Raw genomic sequence first — 21,434 nt, 5'->3', positions numbered from 1 at the left:
TCGGAATCACGCCATTTCGGATCTTTACGGCGTAGAAGCAGGGAGCCACCCTGCGTAGGCTGGGGAGCGTAGAAAACCTGCTTACTGGAGACCCTGGCATGGCGACGATCAACGGAACAGCAGGCCCCGATTTCCTGCTGGGCGACGATTCCGATGGTCTAGGGGTGGGCGGCGCCGACTTAATCCGCGGCGGCGGTGGTAACGACACGATCGATGGGCAGGGCGGCGTTAACGAGATTTTCGGCGACGATGGCGACGATCTCATCCGCATTGTGCGCGTCGAGTCGGTCGAAGTTCGCTCGACGATCGACGGTGGGCTAGGCAACGACACGCTCGACCTGAGCGGTTCGACGCAGGCGACGATCATCACGGAGCTGGATTCCGCGGCGGGCATTTTCGCTATCAAGTATTTCGACGGGCTATTTTCCTACCACACCATCGTGGAGCGTGGGGTCGGCATCGAGAGCTTCGTCCTTGGACCGCAATTTTCAACATTGGCTCTGCCGAACTGGACCAAACCGCTCCTGGTACATAGCACCAGCCAGGGGCGTATATCCACGGGCTCGGGCGATGATACGATCATCGGAAGCGCGGCTTCGGAATCGATCACACTAAACGGCGGTAGCGACAGCGTGACGGGCGGCGGAGGCTCCGACAGCTTCACGATAGCGAAGCTGTCGGGCAATGCTGACGATATTCGCATTACCGGCAGCACCGATGGATCCAACGGCCTAATATTGGAGGCCGCCGCCATAGCCGGCCGCGCTGTTATGATCGATCTCGCGAATGGGCTCGGGACCCTGGGAGCCACAACCCTGCGCTTCTCCGGTATCGGCGCTGTTTACTTTCGCGGAGCCGGGATCAGCACCGTCGTTCGCGGCAACGAAGATGATAATTACATCAGCGCGGGCGGCAGCCTGAGCGATTTTGGCATCGAGGTCCATGGCGCTGGCGGCGATGACATTCTCACTGGCGGCGCCGGGAATGACAGCCTGTCTGGCGATGCTGGTAACGACGAACTGTCGGGTGAGCGCGGCGACGACCTTCTTCAGGGTGGCGATGGTCATGACTGGATCGAAGGCGACATCGACACGCTGGAAGACTCCGGAAGCGACACCATCATGGCCGGCAACGGCAATGATCATATCTGGGGCTTTGCACGGGATGGCAGCGAAACAGACCAGGGCGACTGGCTCGATGCGGGCGATGGTTCGGATTATGTGAACGGAAATGGCGGTGCCGACACGATCTTTGGCGGCAATGGCAGCGATCGCCTGCGCGGCGGGGCGGGGAACGACCTGATCGACGGCGGCAGCGGACCTGACGAGATCAACGGCAACAAGGGCGACGACACGATCCTGGGCGGCGAAGGCAATGATATTCTTCGCGGGGGACAGGGTAATGACCTGCTGACCGGCGGGGCCGGCAACGACATCATGTCCGGGGATCTCGGCAATGACACGCTGGTCGCCGGGGCCGGGGTCGACATAATGACCGGAGGTCAGGGCGCCGATCGTTTCGATCTTTCGGCATCGGACGCAGCGGGCATCGATGCATCAGGCCTGTTCACAACGATCCTCGACTTTTCGGACGGCATCGACACGCTCAGGCTGGGCTTCACCCCGTCGAGCGGGGACGTGCTGCACGCGACGGAGTCCTATGCAACCTTCGCGGCGGCCCGGGTGGCGGCACAGGCCCTTCTGAACGGCACTGCAGCGACTGCAGAGGTCGCCGCGCTACAGGTCGGTGCAGACACCTATTTGTTCTACAATGGCTCGGGCGCCAGCGACATCATTACCGCCTCCTTCGCCATCAGCGGGGTCAGCGCAGCGACGATCGACAGCAGCGACTTCGGCTGAGGCAAAGGGCAGCGCACCCGCCTCTCTGACGAACGGAATGGAGAAGGGCCATGACCACGCCACCAGGCTTCGCCACCGTAACGCCCTATATGTTCGCCGAGGATGCCGACGCCCTGCTCGCTTTTCTGACCGATGGCCTGGGCGGCGAGGTGGTCGATGTGGTCCACAGGCCCGACGGGTGCATCGCCAATGCGCAGGTCCGGATCGGCAGCGCCTGCATCATGCTCAGCGAGGCCAGCGCCGACTGGCCCGCCATGCCGGCCTCCTATTATCTCTATGTCGACAATGCAGACGCCAGCGTCGCGCGCGCAGTGGCGGCCGGCGGCCGGCTGGAAATGGAGGTCGCCAACATGCCCTATGGCGACCGGCAGGGCGGGGTTCGCGATCGGCACGGCAATATCTGGTGGATATCGCAGCGCTTGGTCGACGGGCCCTACAGCTAGGCGTCGAACCTAATCTGCCGAACGTCGCGGCGGCATGCAGGCCGACTGGTCCTGGTCCCAGCGCGCGTCGCCCGCCGTCGGCAGTGGCGGCCCATTATCGGCTTCGCGCGTTCGTCGACCTGCGGCCTTGAAAGCGAAGGGCACATTGTCGTCAAAGCCCGACAGATAAGCGTTCATCGTAGCGACTTGCTCGGCCGTGACCTCTTCCTGCTCGACGCGATGGCTGGCGACCACCGTCATGACCCCGTCGCGAACGTCGGTCCGCCGCCAGTAGAGATTCTCTCCCAGCTGGGTTCGCATCGGCAGCGCGCTGCTGGCCCAGTGCCAGGCCGGCTCCTCGGGCGGCAGCCTGATGCTCGTCACGCTGCAGGAGAAAAAGGGGCCTTCGGTCGTCCAGGGAAGGCTCCGATCCTGCGGGTGCGGCCGGCGCCGGGCCTTCGGCGCCTGGAAGCCGACCCAGGGGATTTCCAGCATGGGTTCGGCGCCCGAGACCTGCTCCCATGTCGGGTGCCCCTGCCCTTCCACGCGCATGGTGAGAATATTGCCTCGCTCGTCATAGCTCCACGACACCGACGACGTAGCAAGCCAGGCGAAGGCATCCTGCCACGAGCTCTTCAGCGACCGGTCATTGGCTGCTTCGTCGCCCCCGGAGAGACGCGAGAGCATGTCGAGCGCGGCCTCTCCCCGGTAATGCGTTCGCGCCTTCAGCCGGGCCAGCCCGCCCGGCCCGGCCGAGGCGTCGATTTCGACCAGTTCGAGCGGCTCGGGCCAGTCGGGCGCTTTGGAGGTAACCGGTTCCAGATCGGCGCCGACAGCGCGCACCGGCAAAGCCCAGTGAAACTCGGGCTGGGGAAGCTGATCGAGATGACGGTCGCCCCACCGCGTCCCATCAAGGAAATAGGCGGCGCCACCGATACGCGCCCGCACCAGCACATGGTCGAACAGGGCCGGGCTCGGCAGAAACTGATCGAGGCCATCATCGTCATCTATGCTGACAAGGACCGGCTCGGCCTCGATCTCCAAAGCACGCAGCAGGGCAATCAGCAGGACCGTCTTTGCCTTGCAGTCGCCGAAGCGGCGCTCCCAGGTCTCGGCGACCGGGGCGGGCCGGAAATTGCCGCCGTCTAGCCCGACATAGACATAGCGAATCTCGTCCTGCACCAGGCGCAACGCCGCCTGCGCGCGTTCGCCCGGATCCCGGGTCGCCGTCGCGATGCGGGCGACCTCGGCCTGGAGCGGCGATCCCGCGGGAATGACCGATATCGCCTCATAGAGCGGCGCCATGCGCCGCGACACGTCGCGCCAGTCCCTGAACTCGCTATAGCCGATCGTCCGACGAATATTGTAGCGACCCGGCGCGCCGTCGTTGAGGATCACCCCGGACGGATCGCGCAGCTCATAGCTGATCATCGTCTCGGTCGCCGTCTTCACCGGCACCGCCTGTGGCAGATCGCGCGACGCCTGCCAGCGCATCGGCCGACCGTTGGACCAGCGCAGGGCGAAACGGAAGGCGCCGGGCATGGCTTCGTCCATCATCGAACCGAAGCCGAAACCATGTTCGCCCAGCGTAGGGTCGCGATCGGTCGTCGTATAGGCGAACTCGACCTCATCACCGATGCGAAGCCCCGGTGCCTGCAACACCGCCGTCAACATGCCGTCGAGCATCGATTCTTCGAGGCCATCCTCCCGCTGGAGGACCTGAAAGCGGTTCGTCTTGAGAAGATCGACGATCTGTCCGTTACGGATCAGACGGGCCGTGTGGACGGTGGCGCTCCCGCTCGCGGGGTTCCACTCGAGGGACATCTTGCCGAAACTCAGCCCATCGGACTTCAGTATCTTTACCCGATAGGCGCTGTACGTCTCCTCGCCCTGGTCGGTGATCCGCACTTGCCCATCCTGATACACCACCCGGTAGGCGGCATCCGCAGGCGCGCGACCGGTGGTCGGCGGCGGCGGCGGCGTGACCCAGCTTGCCGCCGGAGCATAGGACAGGTCGGCGCTGGTGGGCGCCGCCTGCGCAGGGAGATCCCACAAGCTGCTTGCCGCGACGGCAACAGCGACAAAGGTCAGGTGCACTCGGCTCATAGCTCGTCCGCCTGCAGGGGAAAGCGCCGCGTTCCGCCCGCGCGCTGGATGGCCGCCTGAATGTCCGGTCGTTGTTTCAGCGCAGGCAGCGCCTTCTCGAGCGGCAGCAACGGCATCGATACCGGAAGGGGGTCATAGTCGCTCAGCAACAGCAACATAGCTGCGCGTGTCTCGGGATTGTCGAGCGCGGTCACGAGGGCCGCAGCGGCTGCGTCCAGATTCCCGGCACAGGCAAGCAGATGCAGGAGAGCGAGCGAATGCTCGGTGGAATGAGCCCTGGCGTAACCGATGTCGTCGGCCAGTCCAGCGCCATCTCCGGACAGCGCTCTGGCGCAGCCTTGGCCGGCCCGCAATTCCATGGCGCCGAACGGACTGAGACCTTCTCCCCCTCGTCCCAACCCGTCCGCCATCGCAAGGGCTGCGGCCGGCTGGCCGTAGCGGACATGGAGGAAGATAAGGTTGATCCTCTGGCTCACATTGGGGCCGCCATTTTCCGGAAGCTGCGCGCCACGGGTCAGCGCGACAACTGCCTGTTCGGCTCGCCCCAACCCCCGAAGATTACGGGCCATTTCGTCCCAGAACCAGGGGAGTTGCTCCGCACGATCGTGATAGGAGTCTGCCAGCGTTCCCTCTGGCGTGAAGGCCTCCAGCGTGACGACCGCCTCCTCGAAGCGGCCGAGCTCCCGCAGATTGCGCGCGATGGCGATGACCGCACCGAGCGAATGCATATGACTTGCAGCGATTTCGCGCGACCGCTCCAGTTCGCGCTCCCGCGCCGCGCGGAAATCGGTGTCGGCCGGAAGCAGCGCCCGCAGGCGAGGATGAATGGCCGCGCGCATCAGCAGATCGCCCTCCGAGATCCGCTGCAGCAGGTCTCCTGCCGCACTTTGCTGCCCCGCCTCCGCCAGCCTCTCGGCCCGCTGGAACAGATAATAGTCTGCGCTCCAGATCGGATCATTGGGGTGATAGGTCGGCGCCGTAAGAATGACGAGCAGTCGATCGAGCAGATCGACCTTGCCGGACAGCGTCGCCAGTCTGTGGATTTCGTCTATCGAGTCCGTCGGCATCGCATCCAGCGCCGCCGGATTTGTGGCGGCCATACCCTCCAGGGTCGCGACCGCTTCGGCCACATCGCTGCGCTTCAGATCCAGCCAGAGCCGCAGCCCCCACAGGGAACCAATCGCGGTATCGAGCGGGCTGCCAACCAGCACATAGCGCCGCAGCGCCTCGTCGTCCGAAATCGTCCTGGCACAACTCGCGCCCAATTGTGCGGTGGACAATCGCACGGAGGGCTCCAGCGCCGGAAAACCCGGATCACGAACGGCCTTGTCGAAAAGCTTCAGCGCGCCAGGGCAGTCGTCGGCCGCGGCGCGTTCGCTGGCCTGCCTCAGCATCGGCAGGAGATCGGTCTCCGCATAGACCGCGGTCGGGATCATCGCCGCCGCAAGCAGAACCGCTATCAGGCGTCCCGCCCCGCGCGGACGCCCTGATGAAGACAGGCAGGATCGCTCCCGCATAGACACCCCCCTCATCCGCTACGGAATGGCGAACGAGTGATCAGTCTATGCAAAAGCGCGTGGTGGGACGAGCTACGTAATGATCCGAATCGGCGCTATCGGTGGCAACGTCGAAAGCGCCGACTGATCAGTCGAACAGGCTGGAAACCGAGCTCTCATCGGCGATGCGCTTGATCGCCTCGCCGAGCAGCGGCGCGATGGTGAGGTGGCGGATCTTGGTCGCCTCCGCCACCGCCGGGGTCGCCCCGATCGAATCGGTGATGACCAGTTCGAGCAGCTCCGACTTCTCGACGCGGGCGACGGCGCCGCCCGACAGCACGCCATGGCTGACATAGGCGACGACGTCCTCGGCCCCCGCCTTGCGCAGCGCGGCGGCGGCGTTGCAGAGCGTTCCGGCCGAATCGACGATGTCGTCGACGAGGATGCAGAAGCGTCCCGACACGTCGCCGATTATATTCATCACTTCCGATTCGCCGGGCCGCTCGCGGCGCTTGTCGACGATCGCCAGCGGGGCGTTGTCGAGCCGTTTGGACAGCGCGCGCGCTCGGACCACGCCGCCGACGTCGGGCGATACGACCATCAGGTTGCGGCCGGCGAAGCGGGCGTGGATGTCGGCCGACATGACCGGCGCGGCATAGAGATTGTCGGTCGGGATATCGAAGAAACCCTGGATCTGCCCGGCATGAAGGTCGACCGACAGGACGCGGTTGGCGCCGGCGGTCTCAAGCAGGTTGGCCACCAGCTTGGCCGAAATCGGCGTGCGCGGGCCGGGTTTACGATCTTGGCGGGCATAGCCGAAATAGGGAATGACGGCCGTGATCCGCTTGGCCGACGCGCGCTTCAGCGCGTCGATGCAGATCAGCAATTCCATCAGATTGTCGTTCGCCGGATAGCCGGTCGACTGGATCACGAACACATCTTCGCCGCGCACATTCTCATGGATCTCGACGAAAACCTCTTCGTCGGCGAAGCGGCGGACGCTCGCCTCCGTCAACGGCAGTTCGAGATAGGAGGCGATCGCCTTGGCGAGCGGCTGGTTCGAATTGCCGGTCAGAAGCTTCATATATCTATCCCCGTTCGGGCGCTGTGGCGGAAGACTCGGGGGCTCTTAGTCGCAAGGTGCCCGTGGGGGAAGAGGGTGGCTGAAGCGATGATATCCGCCTAAGAGCCGCCCATGGTCGTCACCCGCTTCGCTCCCTCCCCCACCGGCCGGCTGCATGTCGGCAACATCCGCACCGCGCTCCACAACTGGATGTGGGCGCGCGCCAACGGGGGTCGCTTCCTGCTGCGGCTCGACGATACCGACGCCGAACGGTCGACCGACGAGAACGCCGTCGCGATCCGCGAAGACCTCGCCTGGCTGGGCCTGTCCCCGGACAATGAGGCGCGGCAGTCGGACCGGTTCGCGCTTTATGAACGCCGCTTCGAGGAGCTTCGCGCGCAGGGACGGGTCTATCCCTGCTATGAGACAGCGGAAGAGCTCGAGCTCAAGCGCAAGATTCTCGCCGGGCGCGGCTTGCCGCCGATCTACGACCGCGCCGCGCTCCAGCTGGACGACGCGCAGAGGGCCGCCCTGGAGGCCGAGGGCCATCGCCCCCATTGGCGCTTCCTGCTCGATCATGACGAACCGATCCGGTGGGACGACCTGATCCGGGGACCGCAGCATCTGGACCCCAGCCGCCTGTCGGATCCGGTGATCCGCCGCGCCGACGGCAGCTGGCTCTATATGCTGCCCAGCGCGATCGACGACATCGACATGGGCATCACCCATGTCGTGCGCGGCGAGGATCATGTCACCAATACCGGGCTGCAACTGCAGATGTTTGCGGCGCTCGGTGCGACGCCGCCTGCCTTCGCGCATGAAGCGCTGCTGGTGGGCAGCGAGGGCAAGCTGTCCAAGCGGCTGGGCTCACTCGGCTGCGATGCGTTTCGCGAGGAAGGGATCGAGCCGATCGCCCTGATCGCACTGCTCGCCCGGATCGGCACCAGCCTGCCGGTCGAGCCTGTCGCCTCGCCGCAGGCTCTGTTCGCGGACTTCGACTTCGCCCGTTTCGGCCGGGCGCCGGCACGCTTCGATCTCGATGAGTTGAAGGCGCTCAACGCCCGAATCCTGCACCTGCTCGACCATGAGCAGGTGGCGGATCGCCTGCCGGCCGGCATGGATGCGGGGGCCTGGGAAGCGATCCGGCCCAATCTGACACGGCTTTCGGACGCCGCGGACTGGTGGAGCGTTGTCGAGGGCGAGGTGCAAACCGTGCTGGGTGAAGAGGATCGCGCCTTCGTGCTCCAGGCCGCCGAGATGGCGGAGAATGTCGCGTGGGACGCCGGCGTCTGGAAAGTGCTGACCGGTCAGCTGAACGCTGCCACCGGGCGCAAGGGCAAGGCGCTGTTCCTTCCGCTGCGTCTGGCGTTGACCGGGCGCGAGCATGGGCCCGACATGAACGCTCTGCTGCCGCTGATCGGCCGCGATCGGGCGATCGCGCGGCTGCGCGCCGCCGGAGCCTGAGCCCCGCCGGCGCGATGCGTGTCAGAAGCGGTTCGACGGCGCGATCAGTCCGACCAGCAGATAGAGCAGGATCGTCGAGCCCACGCCGCACAGCGTCAGCAGCACCGCTGCGATCCGGATCAGCGCAAGATCGATCCCGCTATAGTCGGCAAGACCGGCGCACACGCCCATGATCTTGCCCTGGCTCTTGTTGAGGCGGAAGCGTTCGGTACGGACGGACATGGCAATTTCCTTCGCGGCTTGAGGTCGGTCAGAGGAGGACGGGGCGGTCTGCCGAAACAGTCGTCGCGGAGCAGAAGCAGTTCGCATTCGCCGGCCCCAGAGCGGTCGCCAGGCAGGCGAGGCTGAAGAGCAGCGCACCGCCGGCCGCGAGCAGGAAACGCCGTGCGTCGCTGATCTCGGTGTTGGTGTCGAACATGGTCTGGCTCCCTTTGTGCGGCCCCCTCGGCCGGATGCCTGAAGCGTTGCATGAGGCGTGCCAAATCCTCGCAGCCAAGAAAATCGGCGTGAAAATCCCGATCCTGGCCCGGTGTTTCCGAACAAAATACCATCTTGTCGGAAAATTTGCCAAGGTCCGGCACATCGGCCCGATAAGCGCGCGCCCTTCCCACACCCCGTCATTCCCGCGAAGGCGGGAATCCATATTCTCTGAAGCCCGAGCCTCCTGCGGTTCGGAGGTTATGGATCCCCGCATTCGCGGGGATGACGGGAGGGGGTAATGGGCCGGCAGCCGGCAGCCAGCCGGTGGCCCGCGTCCTGGCCGGTGGCAGAGATCGGGCGAAGCCGACCGGCGCCAAACGGGACCGGCACGTCCAGACCGACCTCGCGATTCGCGAGAGCATCGGCTCCCCATCCATACCCCGTCATTCCCGCGCAGACGGGAATCCATATTCTCTGACGCTCGAGCCTCTTGCTGTTCGGAGGTTATGGATCCCCGCCTTCGCGGGGATGACGGGAGGGGGTGTTGGGCCGACAGCCAACAGTCGGCCGGCGTCGAACTGGACCGGCACATTCTGACCGCTCTCGCGATGCATATGGGCCAGTCCTCCCGCCGTCATTCCCGCAAAGGCGGGAATCCCTATGCTCCGGACCCATCATCAAAAAGGTCCGATCCGGACCAGATTCCGCAACCGCCGCACCGCGTGATGATGTACTGTTACGCCAGTGAGTCGGAGACACATCCGGCCACGCTCGGAGTAGGAGTCAGCCATGACCAACGGAGGTTATCTTACCGAACGCAAATCCCGTCCCCTTGGCCTCGGCCTCGTCATCGCCGGCCATGCCGCGGTCCTCGCAGCCCTGATACTGGCCCCGCCGGAGAGCTTCACCCGGATCGTCTATCTCCCGACCGTGGTGGAGAGCATCGAGGCGCCGCCGCCACCGACGCGTGAAGTACCGCCGCCGCCAAAGGCGTCGCCGAAGGAAACGCAGCCACAGAAGGTCGCGCCACTGGTCGACCTGTCGGCAATCGCCCGACCCGTCCAGCTCGAGCCGCTTCCCCAGGTCGAGCCGACCCTTCCCCAGCAGCTTCCGTCCAGCTTGCCCGCCGCACCGGTCTTCGTCGCTGCGACGATCGACCCCGGCGTCGCCGCGCGGTTCCAGCCGGGCTATCCCTCGGCTCTCGCCCGAGCCGACATTGAGGGCAGCGCCACGGTGCGCGTGCTGATCGGCACCGACGGCCGGGTGAAGCAGGTCGAACTGGTCAATGCGACGCATGCCGGCTTCTTCGAGGCGACGCGCGACCATGCCCTGCGCGCCTGGCGCTTCCGCCCCGCGACGCGCGACGGAGTCCCGACGGAAAGCTGGCGCACCATGACAGTGCGGTTCAAGCTGGAGAGCTGAGCCGCCGATCCCGGCTCCGGCGCCTGCCCTTGCGGGCGCCGGACTGGCGCGGCGGGGCGTCCTCGCCTATCTTGGGCACCATGGCCATTTTCCCCCGCCCTTCGACCCCGCGCGCCTTTCTCGCCGATCTCAAGGCTTTCCTGAATCAGCAGAACCGCCACAAGCTGATGATCGCGGCGATCTCGGGCCTGATGCCGATGATCATCGTCTGGGGCTTCTACGTCGATTCGAAGACCGACAAGCCCAAGGCGCAGGTCATCTTCGTCGAAAGCTGGCCTTCCACACGCACCGATGCCGAGATCGAGAAGCAGAACATCGCCGACCAGAAGGTCCGCGATGCCCAGCGCAAGGCGAAGCAGGACGAATATCGGCGCGTCGCCGACAAGCTGGGCATCGACTATTGATCCTGTCCCGCGACGAGGACCGGCGATGGATGATGGCGGCGATCGCGCTCGCCGGACGCAGCCGGGGACGGACCGCGCCCAATCCCAATGTCGGCTGCGTGATCGTGCGTGACGGACGCGTCATCGGCCGCGGGATCACCGAGGCCGGCGGCCGCCCCCATGCCGAGGCACAGGCACTGGCCATGGCAGGCAGCGTCGCAGGGGCGACCGCCTATGTCACGCTGGAGCCCTGCGCCCATATGTCGGAGCGCGGTCCGGCCTGTGCCGACCTGCTCGCGGCCGCCGCCCCCGGACGCGTCGTGATCGCGCTGACCGATCCCGACCCGCGCACCAATGGCCGCGGCATCGCCCGGCTCGAGGCCACCGGCATAGAGGTAACCGCAGGGATCGCGGCCGATGAGGCACGCCGATCCATGGCCGGCTTCCTCACCCGCCAGGCATCGGCCCGCCCGCATGTCACGCTCAAGCTCGCAACCTCGCTCGACGGATGCATCGCGCTGGCCGACGGCCGCAGCCAATGGATCACCGGCAGCGCCGCCCGTGCCCATTGCCATGTCGAACGCAGCCGTCACGAGGCGATTCTCGTCGGCCGTGGGACCTTCGATGCCGACGCGCCACGCCTGGACGTGCGGCTGCCGGGACTCGCTGACCGGAGTCCCAAGCGGCTGCTTCTGACGCATGGCGCAGCCCCGGACGACTGGACCGCCATCGACCGTCCGGAAGCGATCGCCGCGCTGGACGGGGTCGACCACCTGTTCGTCGAAGGCGGGGCCGCGACCGCCGCCGCCTTCCTGCATTCCAACCTCGTCGACCGGTTGCTGATCTACACCGCGCCGATCGTGATCGGCGGCGGAAGACCCGCCATCGCGGATATCGGCCTCGCCGATCTCGCATCGGCACATGGCCGCTGGTGCATGACGGACACGCGGATGCTTGGCAGCGACCGCCTCACCATCTACGAACGCTCCTGACATGTTCACCGGAATCATCACCGACATCGGCACCATCGTCGCGACCGAGCAGCGCGGCGACCTCCATGTGCGCATCGCCTGCTCCTACGACACCGGTTCGATCGACATCGGCGCGTCGATCGCCTGCTCGGGCGCTTGCATGACGGTGGTCGAACTCGGGCAGGACTGGTTCGCGGTCGACATCAGCGGAGAGAGCGTCTCGCGCACCGCACCCGGGCGCTGGGAATCCGGCCGCAAGCTCAACCTCGAACGCTCGCTGAAACTTGGCGACGAACTCGGCGGCCATATCGTAACCGGCCATGTCGACGGGGTGGGCACGGTCGCATCGATCGGTACCGAAGGCGATTCGAAGCGCTTCGAGATACGCGCGCCAGCGGAACTGGCCCCCTATCTGGCGGAGAAGGGATCGATCACGGTCGACGGCGTCTCGCTGACGGTCAACACGATCACCGACCAACCCGACGGCAGCACGCTGTTCGGACTGAACATCATTCCGCACACGGCGGCGGTGACGACGATCGGCCTGCTCGACATCGGCGACAGCGTGAACCTCGAGATCGACGTTCTGGCGCGCTATCTTCGTCGTATGGAGCATCTGCGGACGCTGGCCTGACGATTAAATCACATTGCAATGTGATTTAATCGTTGCGGTGTCATCTCGATGTGATATCGACCAAGTATGAGCACCGACCTTATCGATCGCATCCGCCACGCCGTGTCCGAACGCGGCGTTTCCCGGTCCGGCCTTGCCCGCGCCGCCGGCCTCCACCCCAACTCTTTGCGGTCGCTCGACGACCCCGACTGGAACCCGACGGCGGACACGCTCAAGAAGCTCGAACGCTATCTGTCCTATTCGGGCCTGTCGCCGATCGAGGAAATCATCGACGAGGCGCGCAACGGCCGCATGTTCATCCTGGTCGACGACGAGGACCGGGAAAATGAAGGCGACCTGATCATCCCCGCCCAGATGGCGACCCCCGACGCGATCAACTTCATGGCCAAATATGGCCGCGGGCTCATCTGCCTGTCGATGACCAAGGAGCGGGTCGACCAGCTTGGCCTGCCGCTGATGAGCCGCAACAACGGCACCCGCCACGAAACCGCCTTCACCGTATCCATCGAGGCACGCGAGGGCGTCACCACCGGCATTTCCGCCGCCGACCGCGCGCGCACCGTCGCCGTCGCGATCGACGCGTCCAAGGGACCCGAGCATATCGTCACGCCCGGCCATGTCTTCCCGCTGGTCGCCAAGCCCGGCGGCGTGCTGATCCGCGCGGGCCATACGGAGGCGGCGGTCGACGTCGCCCGCCTCGCCGGCCTGAATCCCTCGGGCGTGATCTGCGAGATCATGAACGACGACGGCACCATGGCGCGCATGGATTCGCTGGTCGAGTTCGCCCGCACCCACAAGCTCAAGATCGGTACGATCCGCGACCTGATCGCCTATCGCCGCAAGCATGACCATCTGGTCGAGAAGCGGACCGAGACGCGCTTCACGAGCCGCTGGGGCGGCGAATGGAAGCTGACCACCTTCTACAACAAGGCGACCGGCACCGAGCAGACCGCGCTGGTCATGGGCCATATCGATCCCGACAAGCCAACCCTGGTGCGCATGCACCTGCTCAACCCCTTCGCCGACATCTATGGCGAGAAGAGCCCGCGCAGCGACCTGATCGAACGCTCGATGCAGATGATCGCGGAGGAAGGCGCCGGCGTCATCGTCATCCTCAACCGCCCGATGAGCGGCTGGATGACCCGTGCGGTCGAGGCGCGCGAAACCGGCGACAGCTCGGCAATGGACGAGCTGCGCGACTATGGCGTTGGCGCGCAGATCCTGACCGAACTCGGGGTGCAGGACATGGTCCTCCTCACCAATTCGCACCACACGCTGATTGCGCTGGACGGCTATGGTCTGTCGATCGTAGGCGAGCGGCCCATTCCCGCCGCCTGACAGGAGCACCACCATGGCCAAGATTCTCATCGTCGAAGCACGCTTCTACGATCATCTGAACGACATGCTCCTCGACGGCGCGCGCACCGCGATCGAGGAGGCGGGTCATCGCCACGAAACGATCACCGTCCCGGGCGCGCTCGAAATCCCCGGCGCGATCGCCATGGCGGCGGAAAGCGGCCGCTATGACGGCTTCGTCGCCATCGGCGTCGTGATCCGCGGAGAAACCTATCATTTCGAGGTGGTTTCGAACGAGAGCGCACGCGGCCTGATGGCGCTGTCGATGGATGGTATCGCGATCGGCAACGGCATCATCACCGTCGAGAACGAAGCCCAGGCCCTGGCGCGTGCGCAGCGGTCGGAAAAGGACAAGGGTGGCGAGGCAGCGAAGGCCGCTCTGCGTATGCTCGAATTGCGCGAGAAATTCGGCGCCTGACCTGATCGAGACCGATCGCCGGCCGCCGCATCGGCGTGCCGGTGATTGGGTCTTGCCCTCCGTGCTCCGGAAAGCGATGGCTGGTCGATGAGCAGCGCATCGCACGCCCCAGCCCCCGTCGCCCGAGCCTATGCCGCGATGGTGATCGCCAATATCGCGCTCGCCTTCGGCCCCTGGCTCGTTCGCCTCGCCGACACCTCGTCGATCGCATCGGCCTTCTGGCGTCTCGCACTCGCTTGCCCCCTGCTCTTCGCGATGACGCGGCTGGCTCGCCAGCCGATACCGCGCCTGTCCTTGGGCATGATCGGGACGATCGCGATCGGGGGCCTGTTCTTCGCGGCCGACCTCGGCGCCTGGCACGTCGGAATCCACCACACCAAGCTCGCCAATGCGACGCTGTTCGGCAATCTCGCTAGCTTTCTGCTGCCCGCCGTCGCGCTGATCGCCGCGAGATCGCTGCCCGACCGGGTGCAGGCACTGGCGCTGCTGCTCGCGGTGATCGGAACCGCGCTGCTGCTTGGCCGCTCCTACCAGCTGGACAGCCGTTATCTGACGGGCGACCTGCTCTGCATTCTCGCGGGTATTTTCTACACCGGCTACATCATCGCGCTCTCGAGGGCACGGGGCATGCTGCAGCCGATGCCGGTGCTGCTGATCTCCACCGTGGCCGGCGTGCTGCCGCTCCTGCTCTTTGCCTGGATCGACGGTGGCCCGATCCTTCCCCGCGACTGGACGCCGCTGCTGCTGCTGGCGATCGGCAGCCAGGTCGTCGGACAGGGGCTGATGGTCTATGCGATCGGCCATCTCCCGCCGCTGGTGATCGGGATCGGCCTGCTTATCCAGCCCTTCATCGCTGCCCTTATCGGCAGCGTGCGCTATGGTGAGATGTTGGGCATTCTCGATCTTGCCGGCGGCCTCGCCATCTGCGCGGCCCTGGTGCTCGTCCGGGCCGGTGGGACTGGCCAGCGGGCGCCCCAAACGGTAAAGGAAAGCGCATGATAGCCCCCGCCGACATGACCCTAGACGAGCTCCGGCTGGCCCTGGCCGAGCGCCTGCCCACCCATGCCGTCTTCGACGGCTGGAGCAAAGCTGCGCTGACCGCTGCCGCCGACGAACTCGAGGTCCCAGCCGACCGCGCCGCGCTCTGCTTTCCCGGCGGCGCGATCGACATGATCGATGCCTGGTTTGCGACCATCGACGCGGCGATGATCGAACAGCTCCAGTCGCTCGATCTCGGCACGATGAAGATTCGCGAGCGGATCCGGACCGCCCTGCTGGTCCGGCTCGACGAGGCGACGCGGCAGCCCGATGCGCTTCGGCGCGCGATCACGCAGCTTGCCCGGCCGGGCCATGCCGCACGGGCAGTCAAGCTGGCCTGGCGCGCGGCCGATTCGATGTGGCGCGCAATCGGCGACACCAGCGTCGATATCGCCTGGTATAGCAAGCGGACGACGCTCGCCGCGCTCTACACATCGGTGCTGACCGCCTGGATGGATGACGACAGCGAGGACTTCGCCGATACGCGCGCTTTCCTCGATCGCCGGATCGACGACGTCATGCGGTTCGAGAAGTTCAAGGCCAGGCTGAAGCCCGAGCCCGATCGCCATTTCAGCCCGGTCCGCTTCCTCGGCCGCCTGCGCTATCGGCTCCAGGCGGGATAGGGCCGCTTAATTTCCGATAGGGGATGGCAAAGTCGCCCCCTTATTGATAATCACTCGCATCATGGATGTGGATGCAGAGACGATGACCCTCGACAGGCTGCCGCTCGGAACCGGTGGCACGATCGTCGGGGTTCGCTGGGACCAGCTGGACGAGCGCGATGCCCGTCGCCTGCGCGAGCTTGGCGTGGACGAGGGCGTTGTGGTCGAGAAGCTCCATAAGGGCCCCTTCGGCGCCGACCCGATCGCCTGCCGCATCGGACGCATGACCGTCGCCTTACGCAGCATCCAGGCGTCGACGATCCTCGTCGGAGCGCGAACCGTCCGATGACACCCACACCGCTGATCGCGCTGGCCGGCAATCCGAATGCCGGAAAGAGCGCCCTGTTCAATGCGCTGACCGGTGCCCGCCAGAAAGTCGGCAACTATCCCGGCGTGACCGTCGAACGAAAGTCGGGACGCATGGCGCTCGACGACGGACGCCCGCTCGAGCTGCTCGACCTGCCCGGTACATATAGCCTGACGCCGTCGAGCCCTGACGAGGCCGTCACCCATGACGTGCTGCTGGGCAAGCAGCCGGGCGAGCGCCTGCCGTCCGCGCTGCTGGTGGTGATCGATGCCACCAACCTCGACAACCATCTCCGCTTCGCCCTGCAGCTGATCGACCTCGGCCTGCCGACGGTGGTCGCGCTCAACATGATCGATATGGCCGAGCGGGACGGGCTGCGTATCGACGCGGACCGCCTCTCGGCCGAGCTCGGTGTTCCGGTGATTCCGACCGTCGCGGTCCGCCGGAAGGGGATCGCGGAACTCAAGGCAGCACTCGGCTCGCTCACCACGACGCAGGCCACGCGCCCCGTTGCCGCCCCGGCAGGCGATCATGACGCGCTGGTCGTGCTGCAGCGGCGCGCAAGAGCGATTGCCGCCGCCGCGACCACCGAAGAGAATTTCCGGCTGCGCTGGACGCACCGTGCCGATGCCGTGGCGCTGCATCCGGTCATCGGACCCGTCCTGCTCGCCACCATCCTGTTCGTGATGTTCCAGGCGGTCTTCGCCTGGTCTGCGGCGCCAGCCGATGCGATCGATGGCGGCTTCGTGGCGCTCCAGGGGCTGGTGACCGATCGAATGGCGGACGGTTTCGTCCGCTCGCTGATCGTCGAAGGACTGATCGCCGGCGTCGGCGCGGTGATCGTCTTCCTGCCGCAGATCCTGATCCTGTTCCTCTTCATCCTGTTGCTCGAAGCGTCGGGCTACATGGTTCGCGCGGCCTTCATCATGGACCAGCTGATGGCGCGCGTCGGCCTGTCGGGCCGCGCCTTCATTCCCCTCCTCTCCTCCTTCGCCTGCGCCATCCCCGGCATCATGGCGACGCGGACCATCGACGACCCGAAGGACCGGCTGACGACGATCCTGATCGCGCCCCTGATGACCTGCTCGGCGCGCCTCCCGGTCTATGCGGTGATCATCGCGGCGTTCATCCCGGAGCGAACCGTCGGCCCCGGCGTCGGGCTTCAGGGACTCGTCCTCTTCTGCCTCTATGTCGCGGGTATCGCGGGCGCGATGCTGGCGGCTTTCATCCTTCGTCGCACCGTCACCAAGGGCCCGGCCCCAGGGTTCCTGATGGAGATGCCGCGCTACCAGATGCCGATCCTGCGCGACGTTCTGCTCGGCCTCTGGCAGCGCGCGATCATCTTCCTGCGCCGCGCCGGCACGATCATCGCCGCCACGACCGCCGTGCTGTGGCTGCTCGTCTCCTACCCCAAGGCCCCGGCCGATTATGCGCAGCCTGCGATCGACTATTCGGTGGCCGGCCGGATCGCCGGCGCGCTCGAACCGGTCTTCGCCCCGGTCGGCTTCAACCGGGACATGGCGCTGGCGCTGATCCCCGCGATGGCGGCGCGCGAAGTCGCGGTGTCGGCGCTCGCCACCGTCTATGCCGTCGACGCCGAGGATGAAGCGGTCCAGGAGAAATCGCTGGTCGAGCGCCTGCAGGGCCGCTGGTCTCTCCCCACCGCGCTGGCCTTTCTCGCCTGGTTCGTGTTCGCACCGCAATGCGTGTCGACGATCGCCGTCGTCCGGCGCGAGACCAACAGCTGGAAATGGACCGGGTTCATGCTGGCCTATTTGTTCGGGCTGGCTTACATCGCGGCAGGCGCTACCTACTGGAGCGCTCTAGCTTTAGGTTTGTAGGGAGGCCCGCGTGGCAGGCAGCGTTAACAAGGTGATCCTCGTCGGCAATCTGGGTCGCGACCCGGAAAGCCGCTCTTTTGCCAATGGTGGCAAAGTGGTGAACCTGCGCATCGCCACGTCGGAGCAGTGGAAGGATCGCAGCACCGGCGAACGCCGCGACAAGACCGAGTGGCATTCGGTGGCGATTTTCAACGAAGCGCTCGCCGGTGTCGCCGAGCGCTATCTGCGCAAGGGCAGCAAGGTCTATCTCGAGGGCCAGCTCCAGACCCGCAAGTGGACCGATCAGCAGGGCCAGGAGCGCTATTCGACCGAGGTCGTGCTTCAGGGCTTCAACGCCGTGATGGTCCTGCTCGATCGCCCCGATGGCGGCGGCATGGGTGGCGGCATGGGTGGAGGCACGAGCGGCGGCGCAGCGGCCGGCGGCGGCTGGGGCGATGATGACGGCTATGGCGGCGGCGCAGCCTTTGGCGGCGGCGGTGGCGGAGCCGGTGGCTTCGGCGGTGGCAGTCGCGGCGGTGGCGCAGCGGCCGGTGGCGGTCGCAAGTCGGATCCGTTCGACGTGGGCGACCTCGACGACGACGTACCTTTCTGAGGTCGCCCCTTATCGAGGTGGGGCGGCGCGACCAGCGCTGCCGATTAACGGACGAAACGACTTCCTGCTCCGCATGTCCGGGCCTGTCGATGCTTGCGTGCCAGCCCGGGGAGCGTATTTTCCCGCAATGCGTGACCACGCCTCTTTCGGTCCGGTGAGATGAGCCTCTCGCTGCCGATCCTCAGATCCCCTCCTTTCCCCGGGACCTCGCCCGCCATCGCGGCGGTGAGCCGGTGCCGCCCGCTCTCGCCGTTGCGCGACGGGCTGTCCCCGCAGCTGCGCGAGCGGGCGCGCCTCATCGGGGCGCGGATCGTGGCGGAACGCGTCGGTGGCCCATTCTGGGCTGCGGGCGACGCCAATGTCTGGAATCCGATCGCGCGTGGCGAGACCCTGCGACTCCCAGGGGACGACGAGCGCGCCTTACTCGCCCTGATCGCCGGGGCACCCGTTTCGTGGACCGCTCCGGGGCCGTTCGCCGACATAGCCGAGGATGGCGATCCGGACCCGGCCGAACGCGCCATCGTGCGTTGGCTGATCGATGGGGTGGAGTATCGCGACCCCTATTTGGGGCGACCGGTGGCGATCGAGGCAGCGATCGACCAGCTCGCCTTCTGGCGGCATGCGATCGACCGCAATCGGGGCCTCGCTGCGGCCGCCGGAATCGCCCGATGGAAACGGCGCGAGGTCGAGGCGATGCTCTGGCCTGGCGACAGTCTCGTCTTCGCGGCAAGCGCAGCGGATGCCGTGGCCGCAGCCGCGAAGCGGGGCGGCGAAATAGCCGTCTGGCCCTCGAAGGCGCCGCGGGGGCTCGACGACGAAGCCGCCGCGCATGGAATCGAGGTGCACCCGGTCGAGGACGGCTTCCTGCGCTCCGCAGGGCTCGGGAGCGACTGCCACCCTCCGCACTCGATCATCCTCGACCGTGCCGGCCTGCATCTCGATCCCAACCGTCCCTCGGACCTGGAAGAGATGATCGCCACGCCCGCCGACCCGGCGCTCATCGCGCGGGCCGAGCGGTTGATGCGGTCGCTCGTCGAGGCAGGCATCAGCAAATATGCGAGCGGCGGCGACCCCTGGGAGCGTCCGGTCAAGGATCGGCGCATCGTTCTGGTGACCGGGCAGGTCGAGGACGATCTGTCGGTGCGCCTGGGCGGCGCCGGCGTGCAGGGGAATCTCGACTTGATCCGCCGCGCCCGGGCGGCGGAGCCCGACGCCTGGCTGGTCTTCAAGCCCCATCCCGATGTCGACGCCGGACATCGGCGTGGCGCGATTCCCGACCAGCTCGCCCTGCAGCATGTCGATCAGGTGATCCGCGACGTGCCGATGGCCTCGATGCTCGACGCGGTCGACGCGGTCCATGTCCTTACGTCTCTCGCCGGTTTCGAGGCACTGATCCGAGGCTGCGACGTTGTGACCCACGGCCAGCCCTTCTATGCAGGATGGGGATTGACGAGGGACCTCGGGCCGCCCATTGAGCGGAGACGGGGCCACAACGTAACGAAGGCGCAGCTTGTGGCGGCAACTTTGATTCTTTACCCGCGCTATCTCGACCCGGTAACGAAGCTCCCCTGCCCTCCGGAAATCCTTGTGGAGCGCCTGGCAGCAGAGCCCGAACCCCGCGAGACCCTCCTTACCCGCCTGCGCCGCCTGCAAGGCCGTCTGCGCCGGGGCCTTTCGGTAGCCGGAGGGCGCGCGTGAAGCTGCACGACATCGCCAAGCAGCGCTTCCTGTTCCTGCAGGGTCCGCCCGGGCCCTTTTTCGACCGGCTCGGCGCGTCGTTGCGCCAGCATGGTCATGCCGTACACCGGATCAACCTGAATGCCGGCGACGTCGCCTCCTGGTCGGGGCCCGCGATCGACTATCGCGGCACCGCCGAGCGCTGGCCGAGCTTCGTCGACGATTATCTCGTCCATCACCGGATCACCGACCTGATCCTGTTCGGCGACTGCCGCCCGCTCCATAATGCGGCGCGCGGCATGGCGCGGCTGCGCGGCGTGCGCGTGCACGTCTTCGAGGAGGGCTATATCCGTCCCGACTGGGCGACGCTCGAGCTCGATGGCGTCAATGGTCATTCCTCGCTGCCGCGCGACCCGAACTGGTATCTGAAGGCGGCGCGCACGCTGCCACCGCTCGCCAAGCGCCCGACCGTTCCATCGCGCTTCCGCCGCCGCGCACAGGAGGCGACGAGCTATTATGCCCGCACCTCGCTGGGGCGCTGGCGCTTCCCGCACTATAAGTCGCACCGCGACCGCTCCGCGGTGACCGAAGCGCTCGGCTGGCTCAAGCAGTTCGCGCTGCGCAAGCTTCAGGAGGGCCGCGCCGAAAACGTCCTCGCGCAGCTCGAAGGCAAACGCTATTTCGCGCTGCCGCTGCAGCTTTCGTCGGATCACCAGATCCGCGTCCATTCGCTGTTCGGCACAATGCAGGCCGGGGCATCCTATGTGATCGAGAGCTTCGCCCGATCCGCACCCGACGACACCTATCTGCTCGTCAAGGAGCATCCGCTCGACAGCAGCCTGTTCAGCTGGCGCCGCTTCATCCGGCGCGAGGCGCGGCGGTTGAACGTCGAGCATCGCGTGCTGTTCACCAAGGGCGGTCGGATCGACGACATCGTCGAAAATTCGCTGGGCGTCGTCACGGTCAACAGCACCACCGGCACGCTGGCTCTGGCGTCGGGCATTCCCGTGATCACGCTGGGCCAAGCCGTATACAATATCCCCGGCATCACCTTCCAGGGGCCGCTCGACAGCTTCTGGAGCGATCCGACCCCGCCCAATCCGCGGATCTGGGATGCCTTCTCGCGCGTCCTCCAGGCCCGCTGCCTGGTCTATGGCGGCTTCGCCAGCGACGAGGGGATCGAGATGCTCGTCGAGGGCTCGATCGCGCGGCTCGTCGAGGCCTCGAAGATCGTCGATATCGGCTCCTATCTGGGCGGAACCGCGCAGCTCGCCGCCGAGTAAGGTACGACGCCCAACATCTG

The 21,434-nt window shown here is 66.3% G+C and carries 21 protein-coding genes; 16 read left to right on the top strand and 5 right to left on the bottom strand.

Features of this window, described 5'->3' with window-relative positions; all coding sequences use genetic code 11:
• The first annotated feature begins 98 nt into the window (after positions 1-98).
• Both G6P88_RS14775 and G6P88_RS14770 read left to right on the top strand, forming a co-directional pair.
• A complete protein-coding gene (locus G6P88_RS14775) occupies positions 99-1,859 on the top strand; it encodes a calcium-binding protein (protein WP_165323849.1) in 1,761 nt (586 codons plus the stop codon).
• 50 nt (positions 1,860-1,909) lie between these two features.
• A complete protein-coding gene (locus tag G6P88_RS14770) occupies positions 1,910-2,302 on the top strand; it encodes a VOC family protein (RefSeq protein WP_165323848.1) in 393 nt (130 codons plus the stop codon).
• A 9-nt stretch (positions 2,303-2,311) separates the two neighbouring features.
• On the opposite strand, the gene G6P88_RS14765 is transcribed toward G6P88_RS14770, so the two are convergent.
• The 3 genes from G6P88_RS14765 to G6P88_RS14755 form a co-directional block, all read right to left on the bottom strand.
• Entirely contained in the window at positions 2,312-4,387 is a 2,076-nt protein-coding gene (locus G6P88_RS14765) for a DUF3857 domain-containing transglutaminase family protein (protein WP_165323847.1), read from the bottom strand.
• Positions 4,384-5,904, bottom strand: a complete 1,521-nt coding sequence (locus G6P88_RS14760) for a hypothetical protein (RefSeq protein WP_206335785.1) — start codon at positions 5,902-5,904, stop codon at positions 4,384-4,386. Before G6P88_RS14760 ends, G6P88_RS14765 begins: the two co-directional genes overlap by 4 nt.
• A gap of 127 nt (positions 5,905-6,031) precedes the next feature.
• The gene (locus tag G6P88_RS14755; protein ID WP_165323845.1) at positions 6,032-6,967 is read right to left on the bottom strand and encodes a ribose-phosphate pyrophosphokinase; all 936 of its coding nucleotides are present in this window, start codon (positions 6,965-6,967) and stop codon (positions 6,032-6,034) included.
• A gap of 111 nt (positions 6,968-7,078) precedes the next feature.
• On the opposite strand from G6P88_RS14755, the gene gltX reads away from it, so the two are divergent.
• A complete protein-coding gene (gene gltX / locus G6P88_RS14750; protein WP_165323844.1) occupies positions 7,079-8,410 on the top strand; it encodes a glutamate--tRNA ligase in 1,332 nt (443 codons plus the stop codon).
• Positions 8,411-8,431: 21 nt separating this feature from the next.
• Here the strand turns inward: gltX and G6P88_RS14745 are convergent, their stop codons facing one another.
• Together G6P88_RS14745 and G6P88_RS14740 are read right to left on the bottom strand one after the other, a co-directional pair.
• On the bottom strand, positions 8,432-8,632 hold the full coding sequence (locus G6P88_RS14745) for a PspC domain-containing protein (protein ID WP_165323843.1): 201 nt from the start codon (positions 8,630-8,632) through the stop codon (positions 8,432-8,434).
• Between the two features lie 28 nt (positions 8,633-8,660).
• The gene (locus G6P88_RS14740; protein WP_165323842.1) at positions 8,661-8,828 is read right to left on the bottom strand and encodes a hypothetical protein; all 168 of its coding nucleotides are present in this window, start codon (positions 8,826-8,828) and stop codon (positions 8,661-8,663) included.
• A gap of 791 nt (positions 8,829-9,619) precedes the next feature.
• Here G6P88_RS14740 and G6P88_RS14735 point away from each other — a divergent pair.
• The 13 genes from G6P88_RS14735 to G6P88_RS14675 all read left to right on the top strand — a co-directional run bounded on the left by G6P88_RS14735 (position 9,620) and on the right by G6P88_RS14675 (position 21,414).
• Complete coding sequence (locus G6P88_RS14735) at positions 9,620-10,252, top strand: energy transducer TonB (RefSeq protein ID WP_165323841.1); 633 nt, start codon at positions 9,620-9,622, stop codon at positions 10,250-10,252.
• An 80-nt stretch (positions 10,253-10,332) separates the two neighbouring features.
• A complete protein-coding gene (locus tag G6P88_RS14730) occupies positions 10,333-10,656 on the top strand; it encodes a hypothetical protein (RefSeq protein ID WP_165323840.1) in 324 nt (107 codons plus the stop codon).
• Positions 10,653-11,627 (top strand): bifunctional diaminohydroxyphosphoribosylaminopyrimidine deaminase/5-amino-6-(5-phosphoribosylamino)uracil reductase RibD, encoded by a 975-nt coding sequence (ribD, locus tag G6P88_RS14725; protein WP_282097762.1) that lies wholly within the window; start codon positions 10,653-10,655, stop codon positions 11,625-11,627. The genes G6P88_RS14730 and ribD overlap by 4 nt, the downstream gene beginning before the upstream one ends.
• Before the next feature lies 1 nt (position 11,628).
• Positions 11,629-12,240 (top strand): riboflavin synthase, encoded by a 612-nt coding sequence (locus G6P88_RS14720; protein ID WP_165323839.1) that lies wholly within the window; start codon positions 11,629-11,631, stop codon positions 12,238-12,240.
• 66 nt (positions 12,241-12,306) lie between these two features.
• Complete coding sequence (ribB, locus tag G6P88_RS14715; RefSeq protein ID WP_165323838.1) at positions 12,307-13,578, top strand: 3,4-dihydroxy-2-butanone-4-phosphate synthase; 1,272 nt, start codon at positions 12,307-12,309, stop codon at positions 13,576-13,578.
• A 13-nt stretch (positions 13,579-13,591) separates the two neighbouring features.
• A complete protein-coding gene (ribH, locus tag G6P88_RS14710) occupies positions 13,592-14,014 on the top strand; it encodes a 6,7-dimethyl-8-ribityllumazine synthase (RefSeq protein WP_165323837.1) in 423 nt (140 codons plus the stop codon).
• Between the two features lie 87 nt (positions 14,015-14,101).
• On the top strand, positions 14,102-15,013 hold the full coding sequence (locus G6P88_RS14705) for a DMT family transporter (protein WP_226946578.1): 912 nt from the start codon (positions 14,102-14,104) through the stop codon (positions 15,011-15,013).
• Positions 15,010-15,675 (top strand): COQ9 family protein, encoded by a 666-nt coding sequence (locus G6P88_RS14700; protein ID WP_165323836.1) that lies wholly within the window; start codon positions 15,010-15,012, stop codon positions 15,673-15,675. The genes G6P88_RS14705 and G6P88_RS14700 overlap by 4 nt, the downstream gene beginning before the upstream one ends.
• Before the next feature lie 61 nt (positions 15,676-15,736).
• Positions 15,737-16,003, top strand: coding sequence for a FeoA family protein (locus tag G6P88_RS14695; RefSeq protein WP_165323835.1), 267 nt, complete (start codon positions 15,737-15,739; stop codon positions 16,001-16,003).
• Complete coding sequence (gene feoB / locus G6P88_RS14690; RefSeq protein WP_165323834.1) at positions 16,000-17,862, top strand: ferrous iron transporter B; 1,863 nt, start codon at positions 16,000-16,002, stop codon at positions 17,860-17,862. Before G6P88_RS14695 ends, feoB begins: the two co-directional genes overlap by 4 nt.
• Positions 17,863-17,872: 10 nt before the next feature.
• Complete coding sequence (gene ssb / locus G6P88_RS14685; protein ID WP_165323833.1) at positions 17,873-18,454, top strand: single-stranded DNA-binding protein; 582 nt, start codon at positions 17,873-17,875, stop codon at positions 18,452-18,454.
• A 225-nt stretch (positions 18,455-18,679) separates the two neighbouring features.
• Complete coding sequence (locus tag G6P88_RS14680; protein WP_226946577.1) at positions 18,680-20,152, top strand: capsular polysaccharide export protein, LipB/KpsS family; 1,473 nt, start codon at positions 18,680-18,682, stop codon at positions 20,150-20,152.
• The gene (locus G6P88_RS14675; protein WP_165323831.1) at positions 20,149-21,414 is read left to right on the top strand and encodes a capsule biosynthesis protein; all 1,266 of its coding nucleotides are present in this window, start codon (positions 20,149-20,151) and stop codon (positions 21,412-21,414) included. Before G6P88_RS14680 ends, G6P88_RS14675 begins: the two co-directional genes overlap by 4 nt.
• Positions 21,415-21,434 lie beyond the last annotated feature (20 nt).

Source organism: Rhizorhabdus phycosphaerae, assembly GCF_011044255.1.
Taxonomy (GTDB): domain Bacteria; phylum Pseudomonadota; class Alphaproteobacteria; order Sphingomonadales; family Sphingomonadaceae; genus Rhizorhabdus; species Rhizorhabdus phycosphaerae.
The sequence above is the reverse complement of the archived record's forward strand: the minus strand, read 5'-3'. Positions and strand labels throughout refer to the sequence as shown.